24 protein-coding genes and 1 pseudogene are annotated in these 26,805 nt (G+C 67.9%); 15 read left to right on the top strand and 10 right to left on the bottom strand.

All coding sequences use genetic code 11. From position 1 onward, the window contains the following. Positions 1-17 precede the first annotated feature (17 nt). On the top strand, positions 18-992 hold the full coding sequence (locus tag DES45_RS18045) for a copper-binding protein (RefSeq protein WP_245571785.1): 975 nt from the start codon (positions 18-20) through the stop codon (positions 990-992). 78 nt (positions 993-1,070) lie between these two features. Then, positions 1,071-2,849 carry a DUF3141 domain-containing protein gene (locus DES45_RS18040; RefSeq protein ID WP_114771432.1) on the top strand — a complete coding sequence of 593 codons (1,779 nt, stop codon included), beginning with the start codon at positions 1,071-1,073 and terminating at the stop codon, positions 2,847-2,849. A 189-nt stretch (positions 2,850-3,038) separates the two neighbouring features. On the opposite strand, the gene DES45_RS18035 is transcribed toward DES45_RS18040, so the two are convergent. Then, positions 3,039-3,806, bottom strand: coding sequence for an inositol monophosphatase family protein (locus DES45_RS18035; protein ID WP_245571784.1), 768 nt, complete (start codon positions 3,804-3,806; stop codon positions 3,039-3,041). An 81-nt stretch (positions 3,807-3,887) separates the two neighbouring features. After that, entirely contained in the window at positions 3,888-5,246 is a 1,359-nt protein-coding gene (locus tag DES45_RS18030; RefSeq protein WP_114771600.1) for a metallophosphoesterase family protein, read from the bottom strand. A 386-nt stretch (positions 5,247-5,632) separates the two neighbouring features. Between DES45_RS18030 and DES45_RS18025 the strand changes: the two genes are divergently transcribed. From DES45_RS18025 to DES45_RS17970, 12 genes are all read left to right on the top strand, one after another. Next, complete coding sequence (locus DES45_RS18025) at positions 5,633-5,965, top strand: YciI family protein (protein WP_342633534.1); 333 nt, start codon at positions 5,633-5,635, stop codon at positions 5,963-5,965. Between the two features lie 4 nt (positions 5,966-5,969). Beyond that, complete coding sequence (locus DES45_RS18020; protein ID WP_114771429.1) at positions 5,970-7,262, top strand: RNA polymerase sigma factor; 1,293 nt, start codon at positions 5,970-5,972, stop codon at positions 7,260-7,262. A gap of 713 nt (positions 7,263-7,975) precedes the next feature. Beyond that, positions 7,976-8,302 carry a hypothetical protein gene (locus DES45_RS18015; protein ID WP_147282441.1) on the top strand — a complete coding sequence of 109 codons (327 nt, stop codon included), beginning with the start codon at positions 7,976-7,978 and terminating at the stop codon, positions 8,300-8,302. Between the two features lie 185 nt (positions 8,303-8,487). Beyond that, positions 8,488-9,240: an aquaporin Z gene (gene aqpZ / locus DES45_RS18010; protein WP_114771427.1), complete on the top strand. Its 753-nt coding sequence runs from the start codon at positions 8,488-8,490 to the stop codon at positions 9,238-9,240. Between the two features lie 96 nt (positions 9,241-9,336). Then, positions 9,337-10,314, top strand: a complete 978-nt coding sequence (locus DES45_RS18005) for an AAA family ATPase (RefSeq protein ID WP_170151565.1) — start codon at positions 9,337-9,339, stop codon at positions 10,312-10,314. Between the two features lie 18 nt (positions 10,315-10,332). Further along, positions 10,333-11,328, top strand: a complete 996-nt coding sequence (locus DES45_RS18000) for a DUF58 domain-containing protein (protein ID WP_114771425.1) — start codon at positions 10,333-10,335, stop codon at positions 11,326-11,328. Continuing rightward, complete coding sequence (locus tag DES45_RS17995; protein ID WP_114771424.1) at positions 11,325-11,789, top strand: DUF4381 domain-containing protein; 465 nt, start codon at positions 11,325-11,327, stop codon at positions 11,787-11,789. The genes DES45_RS18000 and DES45_RS17995 overlap by 4 nt, the downstream gene beginning before the upstream one ends. Position 11,790: 1 nt before the next feature. Beyond that, a complete protein-coding gene (locus DES45_RS17990) occupies positions 11,791-12,795 on the top strand; it encodes a VWA domain-containing protein (RefSeq protein ID WP_114771423.1) in 1,005 nt (334 codons plus the stop codon). Next, a complete protein-coding gene (locus tag DES45_RS17985; protein ID WP_114771422.1) occupies positions 12,792-13,730 on the top strand; it encodes a VWA domain-containing protein in 939 nt (312 codons plus the stop codon). Before DES45_RS17990 ends, DES45_RS17985 begins: the two co-directional genes overlap by 4 nt. Positions 13,731-13,734: 4 nt before the next feature. Then, the gene (locus tag DES45_RS17980) at positions 13,735-14,418 is read left to right on the top strand and encodes a tetratricopeptide repeat protein (RefSeq protein WP_245571783.1); all 684 of its coding nucleotides are present in this window, start codon (positions 13,735-13,737) and stop codon (positions 14,416-14,418) included. Then, positions 14,415-15,710: a BatD family protein gene (locus tag DES45_RS17975; RefSeq protein WP_114771420.1), complete on the top strand. Its 1,296-nt coding sequence runs from the start codon at positions 14,415-14,417 to the stop codon at positions 15,708-15,710. The genes DES45_RS17980 and DES45_RS17975 overlap by 4 nt, the downstream gene beginning before the upstream one ends. Next, on the top strand, positions 15,707-16,681 hold the full coding sequence (locus DES45_RS17970) for a formylglycine-generating enzyme family protein (protein ID WP_245571782.1): 975 nt from the start codon (positions 15,707-15,709) through the stop codon (positions 16,679-16,681). The genes DES45_RS17975 and DES45_RS17970 overlap by 4 nt, the downstream gene beginning before the upstream one ends. Position 16,682: 1 nt before the next feature. Here the strand turns inward: DES45_RS17970 and DES45_RS17965 are convergent, their stop codons facing one another. After that, on the bottom strand, positions 16,683-17,606 hold the full coding sequence (locus tag DES45_RS17965; RefSeq protein WP_114771419.1) for a LysR substrate-binding domain-containing protein: 924 nt from the start codon (positions 17,604-17,606) through the stop codon (positions 16,683-16,685). A 186-nt stretch (positions 17,607-17,792) separates the two neighbouring features. Between DES45_RS17965 and DES45_RS17960 the strand changes: the two genes are divergently transcribed. Further along, on the top strand, positions 17,793-18,044 hold the full coding sequence (locus DES45_RS17960; RefSeq protein WP_114771418.1) for a hypothetical protein: 252 nt from the start codon (positions 17,793-17,795) through the stop codon (positions 18,042-18,044). A gap of 130 nt (positions 18,045-18,174) precedes the next feature. Here DES45_RS17960 and DES45_RS17955 read toward each other — a convergent pair whose 3' ends face one another. The 7 genes and pseudogenes from DES45_RS17955 to DES45_RS17925 form a co-directional block, all read right to left on the bottom strand. Continuing rightward, positions 18,175-19,086: a SphA family protein gene (locus DES45_RS17955; RefSeq protein ID WP_245571781.1), complete on the bottom strand. Its 912-nt coding sequence runs from the start codon at positions 19,084-19,086 to the stop codon at positions 18,175-18,177. 220 nt (positions 19,087-19,306) lie between these two features. Continuing rightward, on the bottom strand, positions 19,307-20,932 hold the full coding sequence (locus tag DES45_RS17950) for an arylsulfatase (protein WP_114771416.1): 1,626 nt from the start codon (positions 20,930-20,932) through the stop codon (positions 19,307-19,309). Positions 20,933-21,005: 73 nt separating this feature from the next. Continuing rightward, positions 21,006-21,999 (bottom strand): annotated as a pseudogene (locus DES45_RS17945) (HAD family hydrolase). 13 nt (positions 22,000-22,012) lie between these two features. Next, positions 22,013-22,801: a hypothetical protein gene (locus DES45_RS17940; protein WP_114771414.1), complete on the bottom strand. Its 789-nt coding sequence runs from the start codon at positions 22,799-22,801 to the stop codon at positions 22,013-22,015. 21 nt (positions 22,802-22,822) lie between these two features. Next, positions 22,823-23,245 (bottom strand): hypothetical protein, encoded by a 423-nt coding sequence (locus tag DES45_RS17935; protein ID WP_114771413.1) that lies wholly within the window; start codon positions 23,243-23,245, stop codon positions 22,823-22,825. 165 nt (positions 23,246-23,410) lie between these two features. Next, positions 23,411-24,043 carry a response regulator gene (locus DES45_RS17930; protein ID WP_114771412.1) on the bottom strand — a complete coding sequence of 211 codons (633 nt, stop codon included), beginning with the start codon at positions 24,041-24,043 and terminating at the stop codon, positions 23,411-23,413. An 84-nt stretch (positions 24,044-24,127) separates the two neighbouring features. Continuing rightward, on the bottom strand, positions 24,128-26,563 hold the full coding sequence (locus DES45_RS17925; RefSeq protein ID WP_114771411.1) for a PAS domain-containing sensor histidine kinase: 2,436 nt from the start codon (positions 26,561-26,563) through the stop codon (positions 24,128-24,130). Positions 26,564-26,805 lie beyond the last annotated feature (242 nt).

Here is a 26,805-nt window from a genome sequence, read left to right as displayed (position 1 = left end):
GCATACGAGCGACCGCCATGAAACGCTTTGCCGTCACCCTCACCGCCATTGGGGCACTGTCAGCCGCCATGGCCATCATCGTCCCTGATCGTCTGGCGCAGGCCCAGCCCGCCAAGGGAGCTCCGGCCGCCTACGAGCGCGTCCGCGAGGTCATGGACGACCGCTTCAAGGACATGAGGCTCGCCGGTGATCCCGACAAGGATTTCGCCGCGCTGCTCATCGCCCATCACGAGGACCTGATCTTCCTCGCCCGCACGCAACTGGAGCACGGCGCCGACGAGCAGCTCCGCCGAATGGCGCAGAGGATCCTCGACGAGCAGCAGAAGCAGATCGCCGAATTGAAGGAGTGGCAGGTCCGCAACCGTCAGGCGGACTACCGCGCCAAGGCGGACCAGCCCCCGCACGGGTCCGGGCCGCTCGACCGGACCGGCACGCCGGCCCCGCAGGTCCAGGCGGCCGCTCCGGCACAACCCGCCGCATCGGCTTCCGCCAGCCAGCTCCCGATGGTGTCCGGCACGGTGGAGAAGGTCGATACGGGCGCCGGCAAGATCACGATCGATCACGGCGCGATCCCGAACCTGAACATGGACGCCATGACCATGGTCTTCCGCGTCCAGGATCCTGCCCTCCTCCAGGGCGTGAAGGCCGGGGACAAGGTGCAGTTCCAAGCCGACCGGGTGAACGGCCAGATCTCGGTCGTGGGGATCGAGACCGAACGAGCCCAAGCGGCTCCATCCCAGGCTGCGCCCCAGCCTGCCGCGGCGAACCTCCCCAGCGTGTCCGGCACGGTCGAGAAGGTGGACACGGGCGCCGGGAAGATCACCATCAACCATGGCCCGATCCCGAACCTCGACATGGATGCGATGACCATGGTGTTCCGGACACCGGACCCCGCGATCCTCAAGGGCGTGAAGGCCGGCGACCGGATACGGTTCCAGGCCGACCGCGTGAACGGCCAGATCAGCGTCGTCAGCATCCGGAAGGGAAAGTAGCACACGGCTACGCTTGTTGATCCCGATCAAGGGCTTCCGGCCGCAGGGCGACTAAGGCTTCGAGGACAGGAGAGCGTGATGGCGTCCACCCACCCCGAATCGACCGCGCCCTCGGCCACGGGGAGGCGCCGGGCACGGCTTCAGGTCGTGAGCGGACTCCAGGCCGGGGCCGAGGAGCGCGTTCCGTCCGAAGCAGCGACCGATCCGGCTGATCCCTGGGCTGCTTTCGGGGACCTGGCGGCATATGCCCGGGACGTCACCGAGCGCTCGCTCCTGTTCTGGGACACGCTGCGACAGCGGGCCGACAACATGCTGGCGCACGAGCGGGCCGGTAAGCCGCCCCTCCTCGACTTCGACTACGAGGTCATCCTCGACGCGCGCCGCTTCGAGCGCCCGACCAACTACTCCCTCCTGCGGATCACCCGCGTCGACGGTGACTGCCTGAGCGACTGCCTCGATGAGGCGAAGCCCCCGGTCATGGTCTTCGACCCGCGCGCCGGGCACGGGCCGGGCATCGGCGGCTTCAAGCGCGACTCCGAGGTTGGCTTGGCGCTCCGCGCTGGGCATCCTGTCTACTTCGTGGCGTTCGCACCCGAACCCGTCCCGGGACAGACCCTGCTCGATGTACTGCACACCCTCCGGCGTTTCGTCGAGGAGGTCGCCAACCAGCACGGGAGCCGAGCGCCCATCCTGTACGGCAACTGCCAGGCCGGATGGGCGATCACGATCCTGGCCGCCGACTGCGCCGGACTGGTCGGGCCGGCCGTCCTCAACGGCTCGCCCCTGTCGTACTGGGCCGGGGAATCCGGCATCAACCCGATGCGGATCGCGGGTGGCTTCGTCGGCGGCGCCTGGCTCGTCCACCTGCTCGCCGACCTCGGCCAAGGGCGCTTCGATGGCGCCTGGCTCGTGCAGAACTTCGAGAACCTCAAGCCGGAAGCCGTCTGGGAGAAGTACGCCAACCTGTTCGCCCACATCGAGAGCGAGCGCGAGCGGTTCCTGGAGTTCGAGCGCTGGTGGAACGGCTTTTACTTCCTGGCACGGGAGGAGATCGTTGCCATCGTCGAGAACCTGTTCGTGGGCAACCGCCTCGAACAGGGACTCGTGCAGGTCTGCCCCGGATGCCATGTCGACCTGCGGCGGATCAGGAACCCGCTGGTGATCTTCGCCTCCTACGGCGACAACATCACCCCTCCTCATCAGGCATTGGGCTGGATCCCGGCGGTGTATGCCTCCACCGAGGACCTCAAGCAGGCCGGGCAGCGGATCGTCTATCTCACCAACCCGCACGTCGGGCATCTCGGCATCTTCGTGTCAGCCAAGGTGGCCAACCTGGAGCACCGCGCGATCCTGGAGGGCCTGCCGAGGATCGAAGCGTTGGCACCCGGCCTCTACGAGATGAGGATCGCCGGGCCGGCGGAGATCACGTTCGAGGAGCGGCGCGTCGAGGATCTGCGCTTCGACTACCCACGGACCTCCTTCGAGCGCGTCCGGGAAATCTCCGAGGCCAATGAGCAGGCCTATCGGACCTTCGTCAGCCCTTGGGTTCAGGCGGCGGTAACGCCGTGGTCCGCGGCGGCCCTAGAGTGGATGCATCCTATGCGGGTGAGCCGCCTCATGTTTTCCGCGTCCGTCAGTCCCTGGATGAAGGCCGTCGAAGCCCTTGCCTCTCCCGTCGGCGAGCGGCGCCGGCCCCTTCCTGAGGACAACCCGTTCAAGGCAGTAGAGGCCGCTTGGTTCGAGGATGTCACCCGGGCGATCGAGGCCAGCCGGAAGGTTCGGGACGCGTGGGAGGAACGCGCGTTTGAGGTGGCGTACGGGCGCCCGGGGCAAGACCCTTCCGAGGTTAAACGCTGATCAGCTAAGCCATGTGCATAAGCGACTGTAAGCGGCTCTGAAGCGGACGTTCGCTGTACTTCCGGAACGTGCCAGGAGACGACCTTAATGCCAGATCTTACTGACCGTGGACTGAGCAGGTCCGTGATGTCGTCAAAGAACAAGTCACGGGCTCGGATCACGCGAAATCAAGAGGAGTGGCGCGTGGCATTATGGTGAAAGGGCTGCCTTCACATTCTCCCAAACATCCCTGTTTGAACCCACCAGCAGGCCTGGACGCCTATCGGATGGTTTGTACTCCGAAGCATCCAGATGAGCCACATGGCCGCCGGCCTCTCTGACGAGGAGCGCGCCGGCGGCATGATCCCAGGGCAGAAGGCGCCAGAACATCAGGAAATCCTGGGTTCCCTCGATGATGGATGGGTAGTCAACGCCCGCACATTTGGCGCCGGGCCTCACCTCTGCAACCATATGCGACCGCGCTGCGACCTGCTGCTTCAGGTCATCGGGCAGGAACCGGGTCAGGACGGATCCCCGGCAATCAGGGGCGGACAGAGACATCGTCGGCGCCCACGTCCGGACGCCATCAATGAAGGCCCCCTCGCCGCGGACCGCGATGCACAGCCGGCCGCTGACCGGCTCAAGCAGCCACGAGGCGAGGGTCTGCCCGTTTTCGAGCAGCGCCACCATCACCGAGAAGGTCGGCAATCCAGCCACGAAGTTGGAGGTGCCATCAAGCGGATCAACCAACCACACGCGTCCCTCATCAAGCCGGTCCATCAACGCGGGATTGGCTGCCGCTGCCTCCTCGCCGACAGCCCGCGAGCCGGCAAGCAGCTTAGCCAGTCGAGGGTTAATCAGTTGCTCGGCGTCTCGGTCAGCAGCGGTCACGACCTCGCCAGGCGTCTTCTCCTCGACCTCGTTGGCCGCGAGCTTCTGAAAGCGGGGTAGGATGGCCATGGTGGCCGCCTCGCGCATGATGGCTGCCACCTCCTCTGCCATGTTGGAGCACATGATTTCCCCTGAGTTGCAACGATGAAGGACCTTGCGGCAAACCTTTCAGCCGACAGCAAAGATCACTTTAAGCGCGTTCCCCAGGAAGCGCCGGTCACCGCAGCCATGCTGGCCATGTCCAATGCTCCATTGCCCGGGCCAATGCAACGCAGCAAGTCCCGTCGCCGAAGCGGCCGCAAATGACGACCATCGCGTCTCTTCGGCCAGGCGATACAGAACGCCACCCGGCCCCATGTCAGGATGGATCGCGAGGTGCAGGTCGAAGTCCTGCCCCTCCGGAAGATCCGGTCCTACCCAGTAGTGCGGGCTGCGCCCGGGCTCGCGCCCGAAGATCAAGGTCAGGGTCTGCCGCGGCCCCCGCAGGCCGATCCAGAGCGGTGCGAGACTTCCGCGTGAGAACGCCGTGAACAGGGTTTGAGCGGCTCCGGCTGCTTCGGCCACGGTCCGCCCCTGAAAGCGGAACTCGATGCGACATCCCTCTCCCAGAGGGCCGGTGAAAGGCGCTGCGGCCTCTCCGACGGAAAGCTCCATCCAGGTCCCGGGCGAAAGCGGGTTCATCGGCCATGTCAGCCTCTCACGCGCCCGCCCCTCCGTGTCGAGAACCTGATAGCGCAGTCCTTGATCGTCGAGAGCTGCCTGGACGCAGTGAAGATACTCGACCCCCTCCGGCATCCGGTGGGCCGTCCCCGCCCCGGCGGTGCAGATCTGGAGGACACCCCGATGCACCTGCACATCGAAAGCCAGGATATGGCTGCACAGGTAGGCGAGCACGCCTGCCTCGACGAGGAGTCCCCAAAAGCGGCTGGCATGCTCGGGCCCGATCTCGCGTTGGTAGGGACCGGAGAAGCCATTGACGGGATGGACGGGGTGATGGCCCAGAACGAGCTTGTGCCGGGCGTCGGCGTGCTCACGAAGCACGTGTTCCAACCAAGCGGTCTCGACATGCCCTTCGCCTCCGAGACCGGTCCAGAGGGTATGGACGAACACCAGCAGCAGGTCGCCCCGGCGCACCCAATAGGACAGCCCCTCCTGGCCGGGTGGCCCATTGCGAGGCAGGTCGAGAACCTCGCGGAAGACGTCCTCGCTGAAGACGTCATAAGTCGTGTGGTTGCCGGTGGTGTGCCAGAGCGGAATCGTCTGCCGGTCGAGCCACGCCATCTCGTGATCAAGCCAGTGCCGCCACTGGGCGCGCAGCGCATCGGCATCAGGGGTCAGGCCGATGATCTCGTCCCCGGGAAACAGAATGAACTCGGGCTGCGGCGAAAGACGCCGGATAACCGCATTGACCGATGCAAAGGTTGTCTCGTGGAGTGCTCCCGGGACACCGGAACAGGTATCGCCGTAGAGGACAAAGTGGTGCCCTGGCGTCCGCGGCAGAAGCGCCGGAATTCGATCGGCTGGCATAGATGGCGGCATCCTGTTGATGGGAACCAGCATACGTTCCCGAGCGCCGAAAACTACATCATTCACCTGTTCCCCGTTCGCGCAACGACCGCTCAGGGCCAATCTTTCCCGTTCCGGCCTTCCCGACGAACGTCGGCACTCGAGTGTCGAAGCGGACCGAACGCCTACGTCTCAGGAGTGCCAAAAGCAGCCATTTGCTCGAAGTTCGGGGACGCTAATCGCTCGCGCCATCGCTGTCCCGGCGGTCTCCCGGAGCCTGTCAGCTTGCGACCGTGCCGAAAACCAGACACTGATGAAGGCTGCTGTCGAATTGGCCCGGGTTCAATCGACTTTGGTGTGGCAGCCCAGTCCGGGCTGTCCACATCAGGAGAACAGCCTTGAAGTACATGCTCATGATCTATCGCGACGAAGCGGCCTTCGCTCCCGGCCAAACCAGTGGCGCCCACTCTGGCTCATATATTGCGTACGCGGACGCCCTGAAGGCAGCCGGCGTCTTCGTGGGCGGCGACCGCCTCCAGCCGTCGTCGACGGCCAGCACCCTGCGGGCCGGCGATGGAGCCCCCGAGATTCTCGACGGGCCCTATGCCGACACGAAGGAGCAGTTCGGCGGCTTTTACATCATTGACGTTCCCGACCTCGACGCAGCCCTCCAGTGGGCGGCGCGATGCCCTGCCGTGGGACAGGGTGCCGTCGAGGTCCGTCCGATGTGGGTTGTCTGACGATATGGGTGCGACCAGACGCGATCGGCAGGCCGGAGAGGCGGCCGAACAGGTTGCCCGGCACTCCTATGGCAAGCTGGTCGCCTATCTCTCCGCGCGGACCCGGGACATCGCGGGGGCCGAGGACGCCTTGTCCGAAGCCTTCGCGGCCGCTCTCGCCCAGTGGGATGCCGACGGCATCCCGGCCAACCCGGAGGGATGGCTCCTGACGGTCGCCCGCCGGCGGATGATCGACACGGCACGGCAGAGGGAGACCCGAGCGGGCGCAGCCGATCACCTCAAGCTGCTCGCGGATGAGTTACGGGAGGCTGGGGACGGCTCGGACATCCCCGACGAGCGCCTGCGGCTGATGTTCGCCTGCGCCCATCCGGCCATCGACCGCCAGATCCGCAGCCCCCTGATCCTTCAGACGGTCCTCGGCTTCGATGCCGCCACCATCGCGGGCTGTTACCTGGTCTCCCCGGTCACGATGGGGCAACGCCTGGTCCGGGCCAAGACCAAGATCAAGCAAGCCGGGATTGCCTTCAGGCTACCGGAGCGCGCGGAAATGCCCGAGCGGCTCGATGCCGTGCTGGAGGCGATCTATGCGGCCTTCACGGAAGGGTGGTCCGATCCAGCCGGAACGGAGCAGCGCCGACGCGAACTCGCCCACGAGGCGCTCTGGCTTGGCCGGCTGGTCGCGAGGCTTCTGCCGGGCGAACCCGAGGTGCTTGGCCTTCTCGCCCTCATGCTTCATCTCGAGGCGCGTCGGTGCGCGCGGCGCGATCACCAGGGTGGCTATGTTCCCCTGGATGACCAGGACCCGTCCAAGTGGGACGCCATGCTCATCGGCGAGGCCGAGGACATCCTGCTCGGGGCAAGCCACATGGGGCGCATCGGCCGCTACCAGCTCGAAGGCGCCGTGCAATCCGCCCATGCGATCCGGCGGTTCGGCCGGCCTCCCGACTGGACGGTGCTGGCAACGCTGTACGACGCGCTCCTGACGATCACCGGCTCGCCCGTCGTGGCCATCAACCGGGCAATGGTGATTGCTGAAGCCCGAAGCCCCGAGGAAGGATTGTCCGTCCTGTGTGGCGTCGAAAACGATCCGCGCCTGTCCAGGTACCAGCCTTACTGGGCCGCCCGGGCAGAACTCCTGGCCCGCTGCGGACAGGCAGCCGCAGCCGATCAGGCCTATGCATGCGCGATCAGGCTGGAACCTGATCCGAGCGTTCGCCGGTTCCTGCAAGATCGAAGAGAGCGCCTTCCGACTGCATCCGCCGTTCAGCCCCATGCCCGGAAGCTGACCTTTCCGTAGAACCGATTGCGCGCCGTTCGCACCCGCTCGCCAACCCATTTCTCGAGGGATGCTGGCCCAGTCACCTGGACCCGCTTAGGGTACAGGATTCCGCAAGGCCGTCCTGCGCCTGTCAGATGCGTTGATCCATCGGGGTTTCCGATGAGAACATTCGGATCTTCCCGGTGAATGACTGCCACAACGGGTCAAGTCCGTGCGCCTCACTCCCAGGTCCAGGTCCGGCGGGAACGTCCGGTGGCAGGCTCATGGCCTCCAACATGACCTCCCGGAGCATCGATCACTCCCGGCGACAAGGCATCAGAATTCACCGAGGTCGATCATGTCCAACTCCATCCCTTCCCGAGAAATCGGTGCGGAGCCCGAAACGGAGCGCCTCGTCCTGCGCCGGCACGTGATCGCCGATTTCACCCGATTGCAAGCAAGTCGGTGTGCTGAAACCGCAGCCTCCAAGATCTCCCTTCGACCCGCTCGCAGACGGCCGCTTCCTGGAGAGGCCGCACGGCGGATCCCTTTTCGTGCGGAAGACCATGGCATCCGTTACGGGGTAGTCGCATCGGTACCGCGTCGGCAATCAAACTCATGCAACTCCGGTGTTTCCGGCAGCCGGCTCGGGGAATGCCCGATCCCGCCGGAGGACCGGCAATGCTATGCTCGGCGACGCGAGCATAGGATCCTTCACGATGCCACCGGTGTCATGGGAACCCGGCCATGGGATGACTGCCGCCCTTGTCAGCCTGCCGGCCTACGAGGCGTCTCTCGCGGAACTCGAAGAGGCACGGCTCGAACTCGCAGGGGCCCGCAACAGGCTGATGGCATTGCGCGAGACGCTCGACCAGGCGCTCGAGCAGGCCTACCGCCAACAATCCTTCGGCCCGCTCGAGCATCTCTTCCGCCAGGAGGAAACGGCGCTGGCCGCCTGCGAGGCCCTGGCGGCGAGGCTCGCCGGGGCGGAGGAACGCTGGTGCCTCATGCGGGCGGCGCTCGCCCTCGAGCGGGCCCTTGCCGCGCCGGGTGCCCTCCCGCGCCACCGCCTGCATTGAGCACGTGCCCGCGGGCGCAGGGACGATCCGATGTGATCGAGCTCAGTATTTTCCCGTCCTCATCTCAGGTGTTTCCCCAATTCCGGTTCGCAATGGACGGATTAAGCTTTCCAGCCTGGGGGAGCAGGTCCCGAGTGAGCCGCGCAAGTGCTCCGGCCCACCTGCCGACCCCAAGGGAGGATCGCATGGACCTGCACAACAGCCAGAACATCCACCGCTGCGTCGCCGAGGGCATCGGCACCTTCTGGCTGACCTTTGCGGGCTGCGGCAGTGCCGTCATCGCGGCGGCCTTTCCCGACGTCGGCATCGGCCTGCTCGGCGTGTCGCTCGCCTTTGGCCTGAGCGTGCTCACCATGGCCTATGCCATCGGCCACATCTCCGGCTGCCATCTCAATCCGGCCGTCACCGTCGGCCTGGCGGCGGGTGGCCGCTTCCCGAAGCAGGACGTCCTGCCCTACGTGGTCTCGCAGGTCCTCGGCGCCGTGGTCGCGGCGGCGGCTCTCTACGCCATTGCCATCGGCTCGCCCACCTTCGATCTCGCCAAGGGTTTCGCCGCCAACGGCTACGGCGCCCACTCGCCGGGCCAGTACAGCATGATCTCCGGCTTCATTGCCGAGGTGGTGCTCACCATGATGTTCCTGTTCATCATCATGGGCGCGACCCACGGCAAGGCGCCGGCGGGCTTCGCCCCCATCGCCATCGGGCTCGGCCTCACCCTGATCCACCTCGTGGGCATCCCGATCACGAACACGTCGGTCAATCCGGCTCGCAGCACCGGCCCGGCGCTGTTCGCCGGCGGTTGGGCGCTGGCGCAGCTCTGGATGTTCTGGGTCGCGCCTCTGATCGGCGGGGCCATCGGCGGCATCCTCTACCGCTGGCTCAGCGAGGAGCCCTCGGCTCAGGTCACCGGCATCGCGCCCGCTGCCCCGGCGGAATGACGGCGCCGTCGGGAGCAGTGCGGATCAATCAATGGGGATCGAGGCCACGTGGGTGAAGCGACGCAAGCCTTGAACAGGCTGGAGTCCCGGGAAACGCTGACGGCCCGCGACGCCATCCGCGACCTCCAGGCCCGCGTGAACCGATCGATCATCGGGCAGGAGCGGGTCGTGGAGCGCTTGATCGTCGCGCTCCTGGCGAACGGCAACGTGCTGATCGAGGGACTGCCGGGCCTCGCCAAGACACGCGCCATCAAGAGCCTGGCGCACAACCTCGAGGCCGACTTCAGCCGCATCCAGTTCACCCCCGATCTCTTGCCGTCCGACGTCACCGGAGGCGAGATCTACCGCAGCGACGGCCAGGGCGGCGGCACGTTCGAGTTCCGGCAGGGCCCGGTGTTCGGCAACCTCATCCTTGCCGACGAGATCAACCGCGCCCCGGCCAAGGTCCAGTCGGCCCTGCTCGAGGCCATGGAGGAGCGGCAGGTGACGGTGGCCGGCAAGCGCTACGGGCTGCCCGACCTGTTCATGGTGCTCGCCACCGAGAACCCGATCGAGCAGGAGGGCACCTATCCCCTGCCCGAGGCACAGATGGATCGGTTCCTGATGCACGTGCGCATCGATTATCCGAGCGATGCCGACGAGGTGAAGGTGCTCCGTCTGGTCCGCGAGGAGAACGCAGGCGGAAGCGCATCCTCCCCTTCGCCGCCGAAGATTCCGCAGCAGGCGATCTTCGATGCCAGGCGGGAGATCGACCGCATCACCTCGGCCGAGGCCATCGAGACCTACATGGTCGGCCTGATCGCCGCCACCCGCCGCCCGGCCGAATACGGCGACAGGCTCAAGCAGTGGATCGCGATCGGCGCCAGCCCGCGCGGGTCACTCGCCCTCGACCGGACCTCACGGGTGTACGCGTGGCTCCAGGGACGGGATTACGTCGTTCCCGAGGACGTGCAGGCCGTCGCCCACGACTGCCTGCGCCACCGCGTGTCCCTGAGCCACGAGGCGACGGCGGATGGCGTGACGCCCGATGACGTGATCGACGAGGTCGTCCGCCAGGTGGCGGTGGCGACCTGACGGACTCGGGGACAAACGATGGCGTTGACCGCACCATCCCGCCAGCCCTCGGAGGACCGGAGCCGGATCACGGTCACCAGGGACGAGCTCATCCGGCTTCGTCACAAGGCCCGGGGCTTCAGCTTCCTGCCGCGCCAGCCCGTGCACAGCATCCTCACCGGACGCCATGCCTCCCGCCTGCGCGGGCGCGGCCTGAACTTCGAGGAGCTGCGGCCGTATTATCCCGGCGACGACACCCGCACGATCGACTGGAACGCGACGGCGCGCCTGCGCGATCCATTCATCCGCGTTTCCACCGAGGAGCGGGACCGGGCCGTCGTTCTGCTCGTCGACCAGCGCCTGTCGATGTTCTTCGGCAGCCGCCGGGCCACGAAGTCGGTCGCCGCCGCAGAGATCGCGGCCGCGGCGGCCTGGCGTGTGACATCACTGGGCGACCGCATCGGCGCGGTCGTCTTCTCGGACGGCGGGTCGCAGGTCGTGAAGCCGCAGGCCCGCGATGCCGGGGCGATGGCCGTGATCGATGCGGTCGCGAAGGCCAACAACCGACTCCCGGCGCGGATCCGCGATGTACCGAGGCCCGAGGCCCTGAACGAGGCGCTGCTCCGCGCGGAGCCGTTCCTGAGGCACGACGCGCTCCTGTGCCTGATCTCGGACGCGGCCGGGGCCGACGCGGACACCGTCGAGCGCGTGACCACGATCACGGCGCACAACGACGTCCTGTCCGTGTTCGTCTACGATCCGCTCGAGGCCGATCTCCCGGACATCGGTCCCGCCGTCGTGGCCGAGGCCGACCGGCAGGTCGAGGTCGACCTTTCCTCCGCAGCCCTAAGGACCCGGTTCGCGCAGGACTTCGGGCAGCGCCGGAGCCGGATCGAGGGGTTTTCCCGCAGGCGCGCCATCCCGCTCCTGCCGATCCGCGCGGACCTTGACCCAATCGACCAGCTCCGCGACCTGCTGGGGCACCGGACGGTCCGGTCCGTCCGCGGACGGACGGCGGGAGGGCATCGGCCATGAGCGGCGACCCGGCCGATCTCGCCAACCTGCGGGACATCGTCCTCCCGGAGAGCGCGCCGTGGTGGCCATTGGCACCCGGCGCTTGGATCGTCCTCGCAGGCCTTCTCGCCGCCCTGCTGGTGGCGTCCATCCACGCCTACCGCCGCCATAAAGCCAATGCCTACCGCCGCGAGGCGGTGCGGGAGCTCGCCGCCCTGACGGACATGAGGGGCGTCCTGCCGATCCTGAAGCGCGCCGCCATCACGGCCTATGGCCGCGAGCAGGTGGCATCGCTGAGCGGGACCGCCTTCCTGGACTTCCTCGACCGCACGGGGGGCACGACGGCCTTCACCGCCGGGCCGGCCCGCCTGCTCCCGGACCTCACCTTCGCGAGCCGCGGCACGATCCCGGCCACGGACCTCACGACGGCCGTCGCCGACGCCGGACGCTGGCTGCGGATCCATCGGGCGCGGGAGGGGTGAGATGCTGACCTTCGCCTATCCCTGGCTCGCGCTCCTGCTCCCCCTGCCCTGGCTCGTGTACAGGTTCGCGCCCCCGCATGCGGAGCGGAGGCCGGGCGTGCGGGTGCCGTTCTTCCGGACCCTCGTCATGATGACCGGGCAGGTGCCGGGAAGCGGAGCGGTCACGGCGAGGCGCGGCGCCGCGCGCATGGGGGTCCTCGTCCTCTGCTGGATGCTGGCGCTGGCATCCCTGATGCGTCCGCAATGGATCGAGCCTCCCCTCCATCGCGACGTCCCGACCCGGGACATGCTCCTGCTGGTCGACCTCTCGGCCTCCATGGACACGAAGGACTTCGCGGACGCGCAAGGGCGGACGGTCGACCGCCTGACCGCGCTCAAGCAGGTGCTCGACGATTTCGTCGCCCGCCGCCGCGGCGACCGCATCGGCGTGGTGGTCTTCGGCGACGCGCCCTTCACCCTGGTGCCGTTCACCACCGACCTGAAGCTGGCACGCCAGCTCGTGCAGGACACCGCCGTCGGCATGGCAGGCCCCCGCACTGCCTTCGGCGACGCGATCGGGCTCGGCATCTCCCTGTTCGACAGGTCGACCGTCACGGCGAAGACGATGGTCGCGCTCACGGACGGCAACGACACCGCCAGCAAGGTGCCGCCCGGCGAGGCCGCGGGCGTCGCCCGGGACCGCGGCATCGTCATCCACACCATCGCCATCGGCGACCCGACGGCGGCGGGCGAGGAGAAGCTCGACGAGGCCGCCCTCAGGGACGTGGCGGAGCGGACCGGCGGCGGCTTCTACCGTGCGCTCGACCGGGACCAGCTTGTCGGGATCTACGGGCGGCTCGACGAGATCGAGACCCGCCGCATCGACACCGTCTCGTTCCGGCCGAAGACCGACCTCTACTGGGTTCCCCTTGCCGCCGCCCTGCTCGTCGGCATGGCAGGGTCGGCCGCCATCCTGATCCGGAGCCGCCGCCTGCGGCCTCTCCTGCGGCGGGAGATCCGGCCATGAGCACGGCCCTGGCCTCGTTCCATCTCCTGCGGCCATGGTGGCTCCTGCTGCTCATCCCGGCTCTCGTCGTGTGGTGGCTCCTGCGCCGGGGAGACGACGCGAGCGCACGATGGGCATCCGTCATCGATCCCGGCATCCTGCGGGCGCTGATTGTCGGCGGGGCGGAGCGGTCCCGCCTCAGGCCGCACGACCTGCTGCTCGCCGTGTGGCTCCTCGGCATCCTGGCGGTGGCCGGACCGACCTGGAAGCGGGAGCCTTCCCCCTTCGCCGATGCCCGCCCGCCGGTGATGGTGGTCCTCAAGGTGGCACCGTCCATGAAGGCCGCGGACCTGGCTCCGAGCCGCCTCGTGCGCTCCGTGCAGAAGCTCTCCGATCTCGTGGCCATGCGGGAGGGCGCCTCGACGGGGCTTGTCGCCTATGCCGGATCGGTCCACCTTGTCCTGCCGCCGACACCGGACAAGGACGTGGTGGTCGCGATGGCCCAGGCGCTGTCACCCGAGATCATGCCCCGGCCGGGCGACGGCCTCGCGCAGGCGCTTCGCCTCGCGGGAGACGTGCTGCGCGAGGCCGGCAAGGGCGGGTCGATCCTCGTCATGGCGGACGGAGTCGCGCCGGACCAGGTGTCGCTCCTGCAAGACGCCGCGGACGGCCCCGTCCGGTTCGAGACCACCCTCTGGGCCGCCATCCCGCCTTCGCGCATGGCGGCGGAGACGAGCCTGCGGTCCGCAGCGTCCGCAATCGACGCCACCTTGGACGCGATGGCGCCCGACCGCTCCGACGTGGAGACCATGGCCGCACGTCTCGACCGCGCGACGGTGGCGAGTGACGTCGCCGGCGAAGGCGAGCGTTGGCAGGAGGCCGGATACGGGCTGACGCCCCTCCTCGCCTTGCTCACGCTCGCCTGGTTCCGGCGCGGCTGGGTTCTGGGGAGCTGACGCCATGCACGCGCTCCCGCGAGCGATGGACCACCTGCTCTCATTCCTGACGCGCCACGCCTACGCGGCGATCGCCTGCGCCGTGGCGGTGGCGCTAATCGCGCTCGGCGTGGCGACGGGCTGGCGGACCATGCTGCTGACGCCCGATCAGCACGGTGCCTGGGCCATGCGGCACGAGCGCTTCCGGGAGGCCGCCGATGCCTTCGCCGATCCCATGTGGCGGGGCGTGGCGCTGTTCCGCGCCGGTGCCTTCAAGGACGCGGCGCAGGCCTTCGCCGCGCTCGACACGGCGGAAGCCGCCTACGACCACGGCAACGCCCTCGTGATGCTGGGGCAGTACGACAACGCGGTCGGCCGCTACGACCGGGCGCTCGAGCTCCGGCCGGGATGGGCCGAGGCGGAGGCGAACCGAACGCTGGCGCGGCTCAGGGCCGAACGGATGAAGACCACGGGCGGCGACATGGGCGACACCGACTCGCGCCCGGACGAGGTCGTCTTCGACCCGGACAAGCCCAAGGGCAGCGAGGGCAAGGACCAGCCCGTCGCGGGCGGCGCTCCCATGTCCGACGAAGCGGTGCGGGCGCTGTGGCTGCGCGGTGTCCAGACCCGGCCCGCTGACTTCCTGCGGGCGAAGTTCGCCTACCAGCTCCGCAACCCGGCCTCCCCTTCCGCAGGAGGAGCGCCGTGAAAGCCGTTCTCCCGCTCATCGGCCTCCTGCTGCTCGGATCGTCCTCCGTCCTGGCTCAGGAGCAGCGTCCACCGGACGTCGTGGTCCGGCAGGGCGTGAACCCTGCGCAGGGTGCGGTGATCGGACAGCGGATCGCCCTGTACATCGACGTGCTCTTTCCCGGCACGATGCCGCGACCGCCGTGGGTGACGGTGCCCGACGTGCCGGGGATCCAGACCTTCCGCTTCGAGAGCCAGGGGACGACGATGCGGGACCGCATCGATGGCCGGGACTACGTCGGACAGCGGTTCGAGTTCGCCGTCTATGCCAGGCGGGGCGGTCCCTTCACGATCCCGGGTGCCAGGGTCACCCTGCTCGACCAAGTCGGTGATCCCGTCGGCACGGCCATGGGGTCGCCGACCGGGCTGACCATCGAAGCGCCCGCGGGCGTCGACCCGTCCGCCCCCGTGATCGCCTCGACCTCCGTGACCGTGACGGAAACGTGGTCCAGGCCGGATGGAGCCTCCCTGGCAACCGGGGATGCCATCACGCGGACCATCCATCGGGAGGCAGAGGACGTTCCCGCGCTCGCGATGCAGCCCGTTCCCCGGACGGCACCGGAGGGCGTGGGGGTCTATGCCGATCCTCCCCTGTCCGAGGACAGGATTGCCCGCGGCTCTCTCACCGGACGGCGGACCGACACGCTGACCTACGTGTTCGAGAAGGCAGGCCAGTATACCCTCCCGGCCATTACGCAGCCCTGGTGGAACCTTCGTGACGGCTCCCTGAAGCAGGCGACGGCACCGGGGCTGAATGCATCGGTCTCCGGCGATCCCGCTCCCGCGGGACCGGTCCGTTCCCTCGATCTGCGGAGACCGTCCGTGCGGCAGGTCGGTGCGCTGGCCGTCGGCATCACGCTCGCCTGCCTGGCAGTGGGTCTCGCCTGGCGCATCCTCCCCGCGTTGCGCCGAGCATGGCAGCGGAGAAGGCAACGGGTCGCCGGCTCCGAGGCGGCCGCCTTCCGTGCCTTGCTCGAGGCGGCGCGGTCCGGCGAGGCCGCCGGTACCTACCGGGCCTACCTCGCATGGCGGTCACGCCTGCCGGAGCCGGATCGGCACGCGACGCAATCCGTCATGCGCGAGCTCGAAGCCATCCTGTACGCTCCCCATGCGTCATCCGTCGCGTGGGCCCGGTCGGACGGCCGCACGCTTGCCTCGAATCTCAGGCAGGTCAGGAGCGGCCTTCGCCATCATGCGGACAGCCATCGCGCGTCCTCTCCCCTGCCGCCCCTCAATCCGGTGCCGAACCCATGAAGCATGCAGCGATTCCTTCGAAGCCGTCCGACGCCCATGGCGGCATGGTCTGGATTCCCGGCGGCACGTTTGCCATGGGATCGAACGATCACTACCCGGAGGAGGCGCCGGTCCACCGCGTCACCGTGGACGGGTTCTGGATGGATGCCGCTCCCGTCACGAACCGCCAGTTCAAGGCCTTCGTGCAGGCGACCGGGCACGTCACGACCGCCGAGACGATGCCGGACGCCAGGGACTATCCCGGAGCCAGGAAGGAGATGCTGAAGGCCGGCTCCATGCTGTTCACGCCGACGGGCCATCCGGTGGACCTGCGCGACTGGAGCCAGTGGTGGACCTTCGCCTTCGGGGTGAACTGGAAGCGGCCCCATGGTCCGAACGGCAACCTCAAGGGTCTCGAGGACCACCCGGTCGTCCATGTCAGCTACACGGATGCCCTCGCCTATGCCCGCTGGGCCGGCAAGGACCTGCCGACCGAGGCCGAATGGGAGTTCGCCGCGCGCGGCGGCCTCGAGGGCAAGGAGTTTGCCTGGGGCGACGAGCTCACGCCCGGCGGCCGGCAGATGGCCAATACCTGGCAGGGGCAGTTCCCGTTCCAGAACACGATGCTCGATGGCTACGGGCGCACCTCCCCGGTCGGCTCGTTCCCGGCCAACGGCTACGGCCTCGTCGACATGATCGGCAATGTCTGGGAATGGACGGACGACTGGTACAGCGAGAGGCATCCCGGGGATGCGCCGAAGGCCTGCTGCATTCCGGAGAACCCGCGCGGCGGCCGCGAGGACAACAGCTACGATCCCCGCCAGCCCGGGATCAGGATTCCCCGCAAGGTCGTGAAGGGCGGCTCGCACCTGTGCGCGCCGAACTACTGCCGCCGCTACCGTCCGGCGGCGCGGCATCCGCATCCCGTCGACACCTCGACGAGCCACATCGGCTTCCGCTGCGTCCGCCGGGATCGGCCGGAAGCCACCTGAGCTAGGAGGGGGACGATACCAGGGACTGCGGTGGCCCAAGGCCGTCGCAATCCCCGATGACGCCCAACAACCTCCTCGTGCAGGGATCGCTCTCCCAGCGGCGGTAGGCCAGCACGATATCGATCATCCGGCCTGCCCCGATCACCGAGCGGTAGACGACGTTGCCGCCGACCGAGACCGATGCGATCGATTCCGGTACCAGCGCCACCCCGAGGCCCGCCGCCACGAGGCTGACGGCCATCACGCTGCTGGCAGCGTGGTGGCGGACCGTGGGCTCGAATCCGAGGATTCTCCGGATCGGTGCGCCACCGGAGCTGTCCCCCGAGGGGGAAGCGTGGACGATGAACGGCTCGTCGGCGAGGGCGGCGGCCGGGATGTCGTCCTTATCGGCGAGGGGGTGATCGGCCGGCAGCGCCACCTTGAGCGCGAGCGTTCCCAGCCGGACGGCTTCCAGCCCCTCGGGCAGGTTCGGGGAGACGGCCGTCAGGAAGCCGACCTGCAAGCGGCGGTCGAGCAGCCATTCCAGTTGAACGCGCGGGTGCAGCTCGTGCAGCGCGAGCTCGACCTCCGGCGCGCGTCCGTGGAAGGCCTTGATCGTCGCGGAGAGAAGCCCGGAATAGGCGGCGTGGGCGGAGTAGCCGATCTCGATGCGCCCCAGCGTGCCGGCACCCGCCTGCCTTGCGACGGCGGCGGCCCGTCCCGCCTGCTCGAGCGTCCGGCGGGCCTCCTCGAGGAACAGGCGCCCCGGTTCAGTCAGCTCGACGCTGCGTTTCGTGCGCCGCAGCAACGGCGTGCCCAAAAACTGCTCGAGGGCCTTGATCTGCATGCTCAGAGCCGGCTGGACGATGTGAAGCCGTTCGGCCGCCCGGGCGAAGTGAAGCTCCTCCGCCAGGACGACGAAATAGCGGAGATGGCGCAGTTCCATGGCTGGCTCCCGTCATGCCCTTGCAGGTTGTCTTTTCGGCAGGGCGGTTCCGGTAATCATTTTCGATGATCAAAGTGGCCTGTCAAACCTATTGGACTGATTTGTTACAGGGGGCGAGAGTGGGTTCGTGCCGGACGGACAGGACGGATCAGTCCTCACCGGCACCTGAACCCAAGGAGACCAACGATGAAGAAACTGATCGCCTGCGCCATCCTCGCCGTAGCCCTTCCGACGGTTGCGTCCGCCGCCGAGGACGTGCTGCCGGTCCTCGAGGAGTACAACGCGATGGTCCGCTCCGGTGAGATCCAGCAGGCGATGGAGGAGGCGCAGGCCAACAAGGAAGCCTTTGCCCGCCTGAAGGACCAGAAACGCGTGCAGCGGGAGGCGACTCCTGCGGCCTATGCCAGCGGACGTGGTGTTCGGGTCCGGCAGGACTAACCCCGATCCCACACCGGGGTGGGAGGCTCCCATGCTGCGCGGAGCGGTCCCACTTCGGGAGGCTGTTTTCCGGTCCGGGACTCGTGCATCATCGATGTGAGAGCTTGGCAAGCGCGTTGCCGAAGCCCGCTCAGTACTTCGCGGTGACGGGCGCGGCCGGAGGCGCCTGCCCGCCGAGCGGGAACGAGACCGTGAACAGCCCGACGGTGCCCTTGAAGCGGTTGTCCGTCTCGACCTCGCGCAGCACCTTGATCCGCGTCGAGACGGGTGTCTGGCCGATCAGGAAGTTGTAGCCGACGGTGCCGCCGAGCGCCGTCACGCGGCCCCGGTTGGGGCCGACACGATCACCCTCGCCGCCATCGTCCGAGAACTGCTGGTAGTGCGAGGCCAGGAAGCCCACGGACAGCTCCTTGGTCAGGCTCTTGCTGATCGCGAGATCGGCATGGAAGGCGTTGCCGCTGTCGTAATCGGTGGCGTCGTTCTCCCCGTTGATCTCGAAGCCGACGCTCCCCGAGATGTCGAGGCCCGTTGCCGGATCGAGGTAGGTGAGCGCGCCGTAGACGTCGCCGATCCAGCGGTTGAAGGCGACGTTCGACAGCTCGCCCTCCTGGTAGGCGCCCGCCGGGATGTTGACCGAGACGCCCGCCTGCCAATGGGCGTTGCCGGAGTGCCAGCCGATGAAGCTCGAAGCCACCGGATCGCCGAAGGTGAGGTCCTGGTCGCGCTGCTTGAAGCCGAACGCCCGTCCCAGTCGCGGGGCGGCGATGACCGCGCCGGCGCTGACGTAGGGGGCGCCGAATGGAACCGTAACCGAGAAGGCAAGGTTGCCGCCGAGGATCTCCAGCGGCGTGACCCAGAGCGGCGTGACGAAGTCGACATAGGCGCGCTGCTTGACGTTGCTGACGACGGCACCGCCGATCTGGAGCCGCCGGGCGTTTGGCAGTTCACCGTAGTAGTAGTAGGCGTCGTTGTCGAAGTAGAACCCGGGCGGCGGCGTGACCCCGGCCAGCGGTCCGCGCAACCCCGGCACGTAGAGGCTCACCCCGCCCTCCGTGGCCCGTGCCGACCCGGCAAACAGGTCGACCGACATCCCGAGCGCTAGAGCCAGCGCAAGGCAAGCCAACTGCCTGCACGCGCCCGCTCGGCCACCCCGGTCCCGTTGCCTTCCCTGGCTGAACCCCTGAAACCCCATGGAATCCCCATCATCGGCGTTGGCGGGTCGACGGCAGGTGCATCCGCCGGCCCGCGTCATGATCTTGCAGTCAGTTCCTCGGCGCGAACTTGGTCATGATCTCGTCGAGATTGAAGCTCGCGGGCTTCTGCCGGATCGGGAACTCCTTGAAGCTCTCCACCCACTGCGCCACGGCCGCCTGGGCCGGAACGAGGACGAAGGTACGGTCGAAGAACCACTTCTCGTACTCGAAGGACGAGTCGCCCCGCTCGAACGGATCGGCCCGCAAATTAAACAGCATCGGGGCGCGGAGGTTGGTGAATTCCCGTCTCCAGATGTCGATGCCCTCGTGCTCCTGCGGCTTGAAGACGATCTTCCAGTCCAGGACGCGGATCGAGACCAGTTCACCGTCGTCGTTCCAGTACAGGAATTCCCGACGGGGGCCATCCTTCACGCTGCCCGTGAAAAAGGGCATCAGGTTGTAGCCGTCGAGATGCACCTTGAAGGTCTTCGCGCCGGCCTGATAGCCCCTCAGGCATTTCGCCACGACGTCGGGATCGCCGCCTGCCGCGCAGAAGGTCGGGATCAGGTCATAGTGCGAAAACATCTCGTTATAGATCGTGCCGGGCTTGATGACGCCCGGCCAGCGGATCAGCATCGGCACGCGGAAGCCGCCTTCCCAGTTGGTGGCCTTCTCGCCGCGGAACGGCGTCGCGCCGCCATCTGGCCATGTCATCACCTCGGCCCCGTTGTCGGTGGTGTAGACGACGATCGTGTTCTGGGTGACGCCGAGATCGTCGAGCTTTTTCAGCAACTGGCCGACATGGCCGTCATGCTCCACCATGCCGTCCGGATACAGCCCCTTGCCGGTCCTCCCCTCCACTTCCGGCTTCAGATGCGTGTTCACGTGCATGCGCGTCGAGTTGAAGTAGCAGAACCACGGCTTTCCGGCCTTCTGCTGGCGGTCCATGAAGTCGAGAGCGGCGGCGCATGTCTCGTCGTCGATGGTCTCCATGCGCTTCTTGGTGAGCGGTCCCGTATCCTCGATCCGGCCATCGGCGGAGGAGCGGATGACGCCGCGCGGCCCGAAGCGCCTGCGGAAGTTCGGGTCCTTGGGGTAGTCGGGGTTCTCCGGCTCCTCCTCGGCATTGAGATGATAGAGGTTGCCGAAGAACTCGTCGAAGCCGTGAGCGGTCGGCAGGAACTCGTCCTTGTCGCCGAGATGGTTCTTGCCGAACTGGCCGCACATGTAGCCGAGGGGTTTCAGCAGTTCCGCCACGGTCGGATCCTGTGGCTGGAGACCGACATCGGCGCCCGGAAGGCCGACCTTGGTCAGGCCGGTACGGATCGGGGATTGCCCGGTGATGAAGGCGGCCCGGCCGGCGGTGCAGCTCTGCTCGCCATACCAATCGGTGAACATCGCGCCTTCGTTGCCGACGCGGTCGATGTTGGGCGTGCGGTATCCCATGATGCCGCGATGATAGATGCTCGGATTGAACCAGCCGATGTCGTCGCCCATGATCATGAGGATGTTGGGCTTCGGTCCGGCGCCGGGCGCAGGCGCGGCCTGCGGCTGCTGCGCCTGAGCTCCGGCCCCGCTGCCTGCCAGCGATGCCAGAGCGATCGCAGTCCCTGAGAGAAGGATGTCACGTCGGTTGACGTTCGGCTCCTCGGCTGCGTTGCGCTGCCGGATCGTTTCCTTGTCTTTCTCGCTCATCTCCAACTCCTCCCGGTGGATTGCGAAACAGCCAGCTCGTGTCGGCTGCATGCCTGGAAGACGATCTCCGGAACTACGGCCTGTGGATCGTCTTCCAATCGTTCCTCATGTCGACGACGAGCCAGCCGCGTCGCGGGGCCTCGTCGAGGGCCTTGTCGAGTTTGTCGACCTGCGACCGGCGGCCGTAGGCATATTCGCGCTCCGCATCGGTGTGATGGACGATCAGGGCGAAGCGCGGTCCCGGCGCCAGCGTCGTCCATTGCAGCATCTGGAGGTCGCCATCCGAATTGCCGGCCGCGAAGACCGGACGGCGCCCGATGAACCGTGCGATGCCGACGGGCTTGCCGGGCCCGTCGTCGACGAAGTCGACCTGCGGCAAACGCCGCAATGCGGGCGTATCGCCGTTCAATTCGTACTTCAGCCTGATGCCCGACCCGACGACCTGCTCGGGCGGGATGCCGTAGGCAGGCTCGACCCCGGGGCCGCATGAACTCGACCCCACCGCCCGAGACGATATAGGTCTTGAACCCATGGGCCTTGAGGTAGGCGATGAGTTCCACCATCGGCTTGTAGGTCAGCTCGTTGTACGGTCGGTTGAACCTCGGATGCCGGGCGGTTGCCATCCAATCCTTGACGATGGTCTCGAACTCCGCCGCGGTAATGCCGGCGTGGGTCGCCATCATCAACTGCTCGATGCCCTTGGTCCCGCTCGCGGCCAATCCCCTCGCGTCCCCGGAGAGAGCCGACCGGAAAGGCTCCTTCGTTCTCCATTCCGGATTCCGCGGAGCCAAGGCCTTGAGCCTGTCCATGACGAACATGCCCTGGAAGTAGGTGGGCTGCTCCGACCAAAGCGTGCCGTCGTTGTCGAACACGGCGATTCGCTCCTCGGGTGGTATGAACCCCGCCTCGCCCGGCCGGCTGGCGCGCCCGATGAAATCGACGATGGCCGCCTTCACGTCGCCATCGTTCCAGGACGGCAGGGGACCCTCCTGCGCGCCAGCCGGGAGCACCGGGCCTATCGCCGCGATGCCGAGAACCGTCAGGAGGCTGCGTCGTGTCGGATGCATTGGCGTTGACGTCCTAGTTGATCGAGAACTGGAAGTTCAGCCCGCCGAAGATCTGCCAGCGAGGCACGCCGTCGCCGTTGCGCCAGACCGTGTACTGCGGCTCGATGAAGGCGTTCACCGTGGTCTTGCCGACCTGGAACACCTTGCCGAGACCGAGGCCGACCGGGATGTAGCGGGTGTCGTGCTCGAGATCGAAGTTCCAGATCGCGGACGAGCGCAGGTAGAAGCCCTCCGGCAGGTTGACGTTGACGATCGGCTGCACGGTCAGGAGGTTGACCGGATCGCGTCCGTCATCCTTCGCGAAGGAGTGCTGGTAGATGACCAGGCCGCCGAGCAGGCCCCAGCTCTGCGGGGCAATGGCCACGGCGGCGGCGCCCGTCTGCCAGCGTCCTGTCCCCAGCGCGTCGGTGCTTGCGGTCGGCGCGACCAGCACGGGACCCACGCCGAAGCTGACGGGCTTGCCGGGGATCAGGACGAGATCGATCAGGGTCAGGTCGCCGAACCCTGGGTCGGACCCCGTCGGGAGGGTTGGGGAGTTGGCTATCGGCAGCGTGAAGCGCAGGAGCTGGGGCGTGTCGAACAGGTTGAGCGGGATCAGGCCGCGCAGCAGGAATTGGTTGGCGTCACGCCCGGGCAGCCCCTTGAAGGACGGGATGTAGTAGTCCTGGAGGTTGATCGTGACCTTTGGCGTCAGCGGATTGTTGGCGTCGTTCTGGGCATTGCCCTCCTGCGCATTCGAAGCGGGCGCAAGCGCGGCAACACCGAATGCGAAACCGAGCGCTGCCTTCCCCACCTGTCCCATGGATGCCCCTTCGTCCGACGGTCACTGGCAGCGCGTGAACGTGGTCTCGAGTTCGGGAAAGTCCGGATCGAACTTCACGATGGTGTTCGGGTTGGGCACCCTGAACGTGACGGGCAGCGCGCCGACCATCATCTGGCTCGAGCAGTCGAGAATGGCCCTGAAGCCGTCGGACGTCGGCTTCTCGGATCCCAGCGTGCAGCTCGCCCGCGCGCCCTGGATGCGGTTGCCGCTGATGATGAAGCTGGTGTCGGCGTTGCGGCGGTTGGGCTTGAAGGCGAAGCGCCCGCCCCTCTTCGTGAAGGCGGCGGAACACTCGGCCGAGTTGATGATCCAGGCCCCCTGAAGTTCCGAGATCGCAGCGGCCTGGGCTGGACCTCCGGTAGCGGCAAAGAGCAGGGCCGTGGCGAGCAGGTACGGTGCGATCGTCCGGTGGGCAGCCATCATGAAGCTCTCCTGCACCCGGTGCGTCACGGGAATGGACGGGAACTCCCCACTCCCCCCGGCACCGGTCCGCCGGTGGAGCTTCCCCTGCCCGACCTGGTCCGGCAATTGGGGTAAACCCTGACTTCAACCGGAATAAACCCTCGGTCGACATGCGCAGGCGCGACACTACGGTTCGACCAACTTGTTCCTGATGGCATACCTCACCAGGGTGGCGGTCGAGTTGACGTTGACCTTGCGCATGGCGGCGGCGCGATGGCTTTCCACGGTCTTGAGGTTGACGCCCAGGATCTGAGCCACCTCCTTGTTGCTGTGGCCCTCCGCGATGAGCTGGACGACGCTCCGCTCCCGAGTGGTCAGGGTCCCGTCGCCCACGCGGCCGTGTGACAGGTAGGCGTTCAGCAGCGTCTCGGAGACCTTCCCGGTGAAGAACGGCTTGTGGTTCGACAGGGACTCCACCGCCGCGATGAGGAACCTGCGCGCGTCGGACTTGAGCAGGTAGCCGCGGGCGCCCGCCTCGAGCAGCTCGCGCAGGAGCGGTTCGCTCTCGTGCATCGTGAAGATCAGCACCTCGGTCTGGGGCCGGGCGGCGCGGATCTCGCGGGTGGCGTCGGCCCCGTTCATCAGCGGGAGCTGGTAGTCGAGCACGGCGACGTCGGGCAGGGTTTCGGCCGCGAGCTGCACCGCCCGGCGGCCATCCTCCGCCTCGGCGACCACCTCCCAGCCCGGCTGGTTGCCCAGGATCGCGACGAGACCGGAACGGACGACGTCGTGGTCGTCGGCGATCAGGATGCGTGTCATGACCCCGGGAGACCCTCCGCCGCGATCCTTCCTTATAGCGCAAAAGCTGGGCCGCAGAAGCCGGGGAAAACCCTGAGAAACGCCTCAGGGAACCCTGATCGGCGCCGCTCCCGTCCCCTGCACGCCCTCCGAATCCCGCGGAACCGCGGCGCGGACGACGGTGCCCCGCCGGACGCTGCGGATGCGCAGGCTGCCGCCGAACTGGCTCAGGCGGATCCGCATCCCTGGGATGCCGACGCCCAGCGACGTGCGCTGGGCCGCCGCCTCGCCACGCCGCGGGCGCATGCCGTGGCCGTCATCCCCGATGCACAGGATCACCTCGCCCGGCGTGAGGCGCAGGGCAATTGCGGCCCGCGAGGCCCCGGCATGACGGTGCACGTTGGCCAGGCCCTCCTGGACGATGCGGAACAGGGCGCGCTGGAGCTCGGAGGGCAGCGTCCCGACCCCGTCATCGACCCATGCCTGGACATGCAGGCCGGTCCGGTCCGCGAAGCCGTCGGCGAAGGCCCGGACGGCCCCGGCCAGCCCGTCGCTCTCCAGGCCGGGCGGATGCAGCAGGTACGTGAAGACGCGCAGCTCCTTCAGCGCTTCCTCGAGCGAGCGGTCGATCTCGTTGAGGATCCGCCGTCCGGCCGGCGGCATTCCGAGGGACTCGGCCTGCATCAATCTCAGGCCGGCCGCCACCAGGTGCTGGGCGGTGGAGTCGTGCAACTCCGCCGCGATGCGCCGCCGCTCCTCATCCTGGAGGCCGAGCAGGCGTCCGGAGATCTCGCTGACCTCCTCCCGGGCGGTGATGATGTCGGTGATGTCCTCGCGTGCCACGACGATGCGGGTGTCGGTGCCCACCAGGAACCGGCTCGCTCGGAGCTGGAACCAGCGCGGCCGATCCGGCCCCGGGTATTTGCACAGGGCCTGGAAATCCACGCGCTTGCCTGCGACGAGGGCTTCCATGCCGCGGAAGATCCGCTCCTCCGCCATGCCCCGGTGCCGGACGGACGCGCACACATCGAGGTAATTGGTGCCGACACTGTGCGAGGACCCGCCGGACCCATCGTCCCGGCCGAAGCGGTGCCAAGCCTCGTTGACCGCGAGGATCGTGCCTTGGTCGTCGAGGATGGCGATATGGGCCACGAGGGCATCGAGCGAGGCTTGCAGGAACTCCCGCTCGCGCAACGCCGCCCGGTGCGCCTCGTGGCGGTCCGTGACGTCGCTGAAGAACACGGCGGCGCCCTCGGGCGCGGGATAGACACGGTAGTCGATGAAACGCCCGGGATGGTAGAGCGAGGCGAGCACGCCCCGGAACTCGCGCCCCTCCCCGATCGCCTGCGCCAGGGCGGCGTCGATGGATGGATCACGCCCGACGGTGTCGAAGTAGGAGCGCCCTGCGAGGCTTCTCCCCTCCAGCCCCCACCAACGCACCGCGGCGGCGTTCACGTCCGTGATGCGGTAGTCCCGGTCGAGGGTGAAGTAGCAGTCGCTGATGCTCCCGAGGATGTCGCTCATGCGCGCGTTGGCCGCCGCGAGCTGGCCGCGGCTGGCCGCCGCGTCGCGCCGGAGGCTGTCGACCGGACCACCGGAGCGCATCAGCAGCAAGGCCGAGGCCCCGCCGACGAGAAGCAGGACGCCTCCCGCGAGGGCAATGCGGTAGGCGGCCCGCTGCACCGGCGCATCCACCATTTCGGCCGGGGCAACCGAGAGGGCCGTGTATCCGGAGGTCGGGGACCGGGAGAAGGCGACGGCCCAATCGCCCGACGCCCCGTCGGCCTCGAAGTGGCCGCTGCGCTCCGCCCCCGACAGGCGGTCCACCACATCCCGCGTCAGGCTCACCGACCCTTGCGGCACATCCCGGTCGGGGCCTGCCAGCTCCTGGAGCCTGTGGTCCAGGATGACCGTCCTCCAGCCCTCCGTCCCGTCGACGTCCCGCACGGTCCCGTAGAGATGGTCCTCCGGCACGCCCAGCGTCAGGATGCGGTCCGGCTCGTCGGCCCGCCCCTCGAGCCTCAGGCTCACGGCCACGACCCATTTCCCGTCCAGCGGACCATGGACCCGCTCGGAAAGGATCAGCCCGACCCGCCGCAGCAGCGCCAGCCGCTCCTCCTTGACGGGCAGCGCCGCAAGGGCGGGCAGCGGCGCGCCGAAGGGAACGGCCGTGTTGAGGAGCTGCCGCTCGGGTGTCCAGAGGACGAAGCGGGAGCCGTCGGGGCGGGGCGTCGCCGCGAGCTGGCGGTAGAAGGGTGCGAGATCGTCCGCGTCGAGAAGGGGCGAACGCGACAGGCCCCGCAGGGTATTCCCGAGCGCCTCCGCCTCGCGGTCGAGGGCGCTCACGGTCGCGACCGAGGCCGACAGTCCGCGGTGGATCATGTCATGACGCTCGTGGGAGGCCTGCCCGAGCAGGACGGCGGCGACAGTGAGGAACGACAGTAGCGCCGTCGCCGAGGCGGTCAGGATCACCCAGCCGCGGAGGCCGGGCGACCGGACCAGGCCGCGCCCGCGCAGCCTGAGAGGGTTCACGTCATGCATGACACCGCCTCCGCATGAGGCCCCGGCGCGGCGACCGGCCCGCTTCGCCGTCGGGTTTCACCGGAAGGCTAACACAGGTTAAAACCTGAATGAACTCCCATGGCCGTCGGGTTCGACCTGAGGTTGGGCCGGACGGCCGGTGCGGAACCCGGCAGCGATCGGGATCGTGTCGCGATCCGTGTCGCTTACGGCCCGACGACGCTGCCGCCGCTGCTGCCCGAGGGCGATCCCCGTCGCCAGTC

The organism is Microvirga subterranea, assembly GCF_003350535.1.
GTDB lineage: Bacteria > Pseudomonadota > Alphaproteobacteria > Rhizobiales > Beijerinckiaceae > Microvirga > Microvirga subterranea.
The sequence above is the reverse complement of the archived record's forward strand: the minus strand, read 5'-3'. Positions and strand labels throughout refer to the sequence as shown.

Coding starts and splice junctions, on each gene's coding strand:
- DES45_RS17970 (WP_245571782.1), top strand. CDS start 15,707: ATGAAGCATGCAGCGATTCCTTCGAAGCCGTCCGACGCCCATGGCGGC.
- DES45_RS18035 (WP_245571784.1), bottom strand. CDS start 3,806: ATGCGCGAGGCGGCCACCATGGCCATCCTACCCCGCTTTCAGAAGCTC.
- DES45_RS17985 (WP_114771422.1), top strand. CDS start 12,792: ATGAGCACGGCCCTGGCCTCGTTCCATCTCCTGCGGCCATGGTGGCTC.
- aqpZ (WP_114771427.1), top strand. CDS start 8,488: ATGGACCTGCACAACAGCCAGAACATCCACCGCTGCGTCGCCGAGGGC.
- DES45_RS17990 (WP_114771423.1), top strand. CDS start 11,791: ATGCTGACCTTCGCCTATCCCTGGCTCGCGCTCCTGCTCCCCCTGCCC.
- DES45_RS18015 (WP_147282441.1), top strand. CDS start 7,976: ATGACTGCCGCCCTTGTCAGCCTGCCGGCCTACGAGGCGTCTCTCGCG.
- DES45_RS17950 (WP_114771416.1), bottom strand. CDS start 20,932: ATGAGCGAGAAAGACAAGGAAACGATCCGGCAGCGCAACGCAGCCGAG.
- DES45_RS17960 (WP_114771418.1), top strand. CDS start 17,793: ATGAAGAAACTGATCGCCTGCGCCATCCTCGCCGTAGCCCTTCCGACG.
- DES45_RS17980 (WP_245571783.1), top strand. CDS start 13,735: ATGCACGCGCTCCCGCGAGCGATGGACCACCTGCTCTCATTCCTGACG.
- DES45_RS18040 (WP_114771432.1), top strand. CDS start 1,071: ATGGCGTCCACCCACCCCGAATCGACCGCGCCCTCGGCCACGGGGAGG.
- DES45_RS17965 (WP_114771419.1), bottom strand. CDS start 17,606: ATGGAACTGCGCCATCTCCGCTATTTCGTCGTCCTGGCGGAGGAGCTT.
- DES45_RS17935 (WP_114771413.1), bottom strand. CDS start 23,245: ATGATGGCTGCCCACCGGACGATCGCACCGTACCTGCTCGCCACGGCC.
- DES45_RS17940 (WP_114771414.1), bottom strand. CDS start 22,801: ATGGGACAGGTGGGGAAGGCAGCGCTCGGTTTCGCATTCGGTGTTGCC.
- DES45_RS18045 (WP_245571785.1), top strand. CDS start 18: ATGAAACGCTTTGCCGTCACCCTCACCGCCATTGGGGCACTGTCAGCC.
- DES45_RS18025 (WP_342633534.1), top strand. CDS start 5,633: ATGCTCATGATCTATCGCGACGAAGCGGCCTTCGCTCCCGGCCAAACC.
- DES45_RS17925 (WP_114771411.1), bottom strand. CDS start 26,563: ATGCATGACGTGAACCCTCTCAGGCTGCGCGGGCGCGGCCTGGTCCGG.
- DES45_RS18000 (WP_114771425.1), top strand. CDS start 10,333: ATGGCGTTGACCGCACCATCCCGCCAGCCCTCGGAGGACCGGAGCCGG.
- DES45_RS17995 (WP_114771424.1), top strand. CDS start 11,325: ATGAGCGGCGACCCGGCCGATCTCGCCAACCTGCGGGACATCGTCCTC.
- DES45_RS18020 (WP_114771429.1), top strand. CDS start 5,970: ATGGGTGCGACCAGACGCGATCGGCAGGCCGGAGAGGCGGCCGAACAG.
- DES45_RS18030 (WP_114771600.1), bottom strand. CDS start 5,246: ATGCCAGCCGATCGAATTCCGGCGCTTCTGCCGCGGACGCCAGGGCAC.
- DES45_RS17930 (WP_114771412.1), bottom strand. CDS start 24,043: ATGACACGCATCCTGATCGCCGACGACCACGACGTCGTCCGTTCCGGT.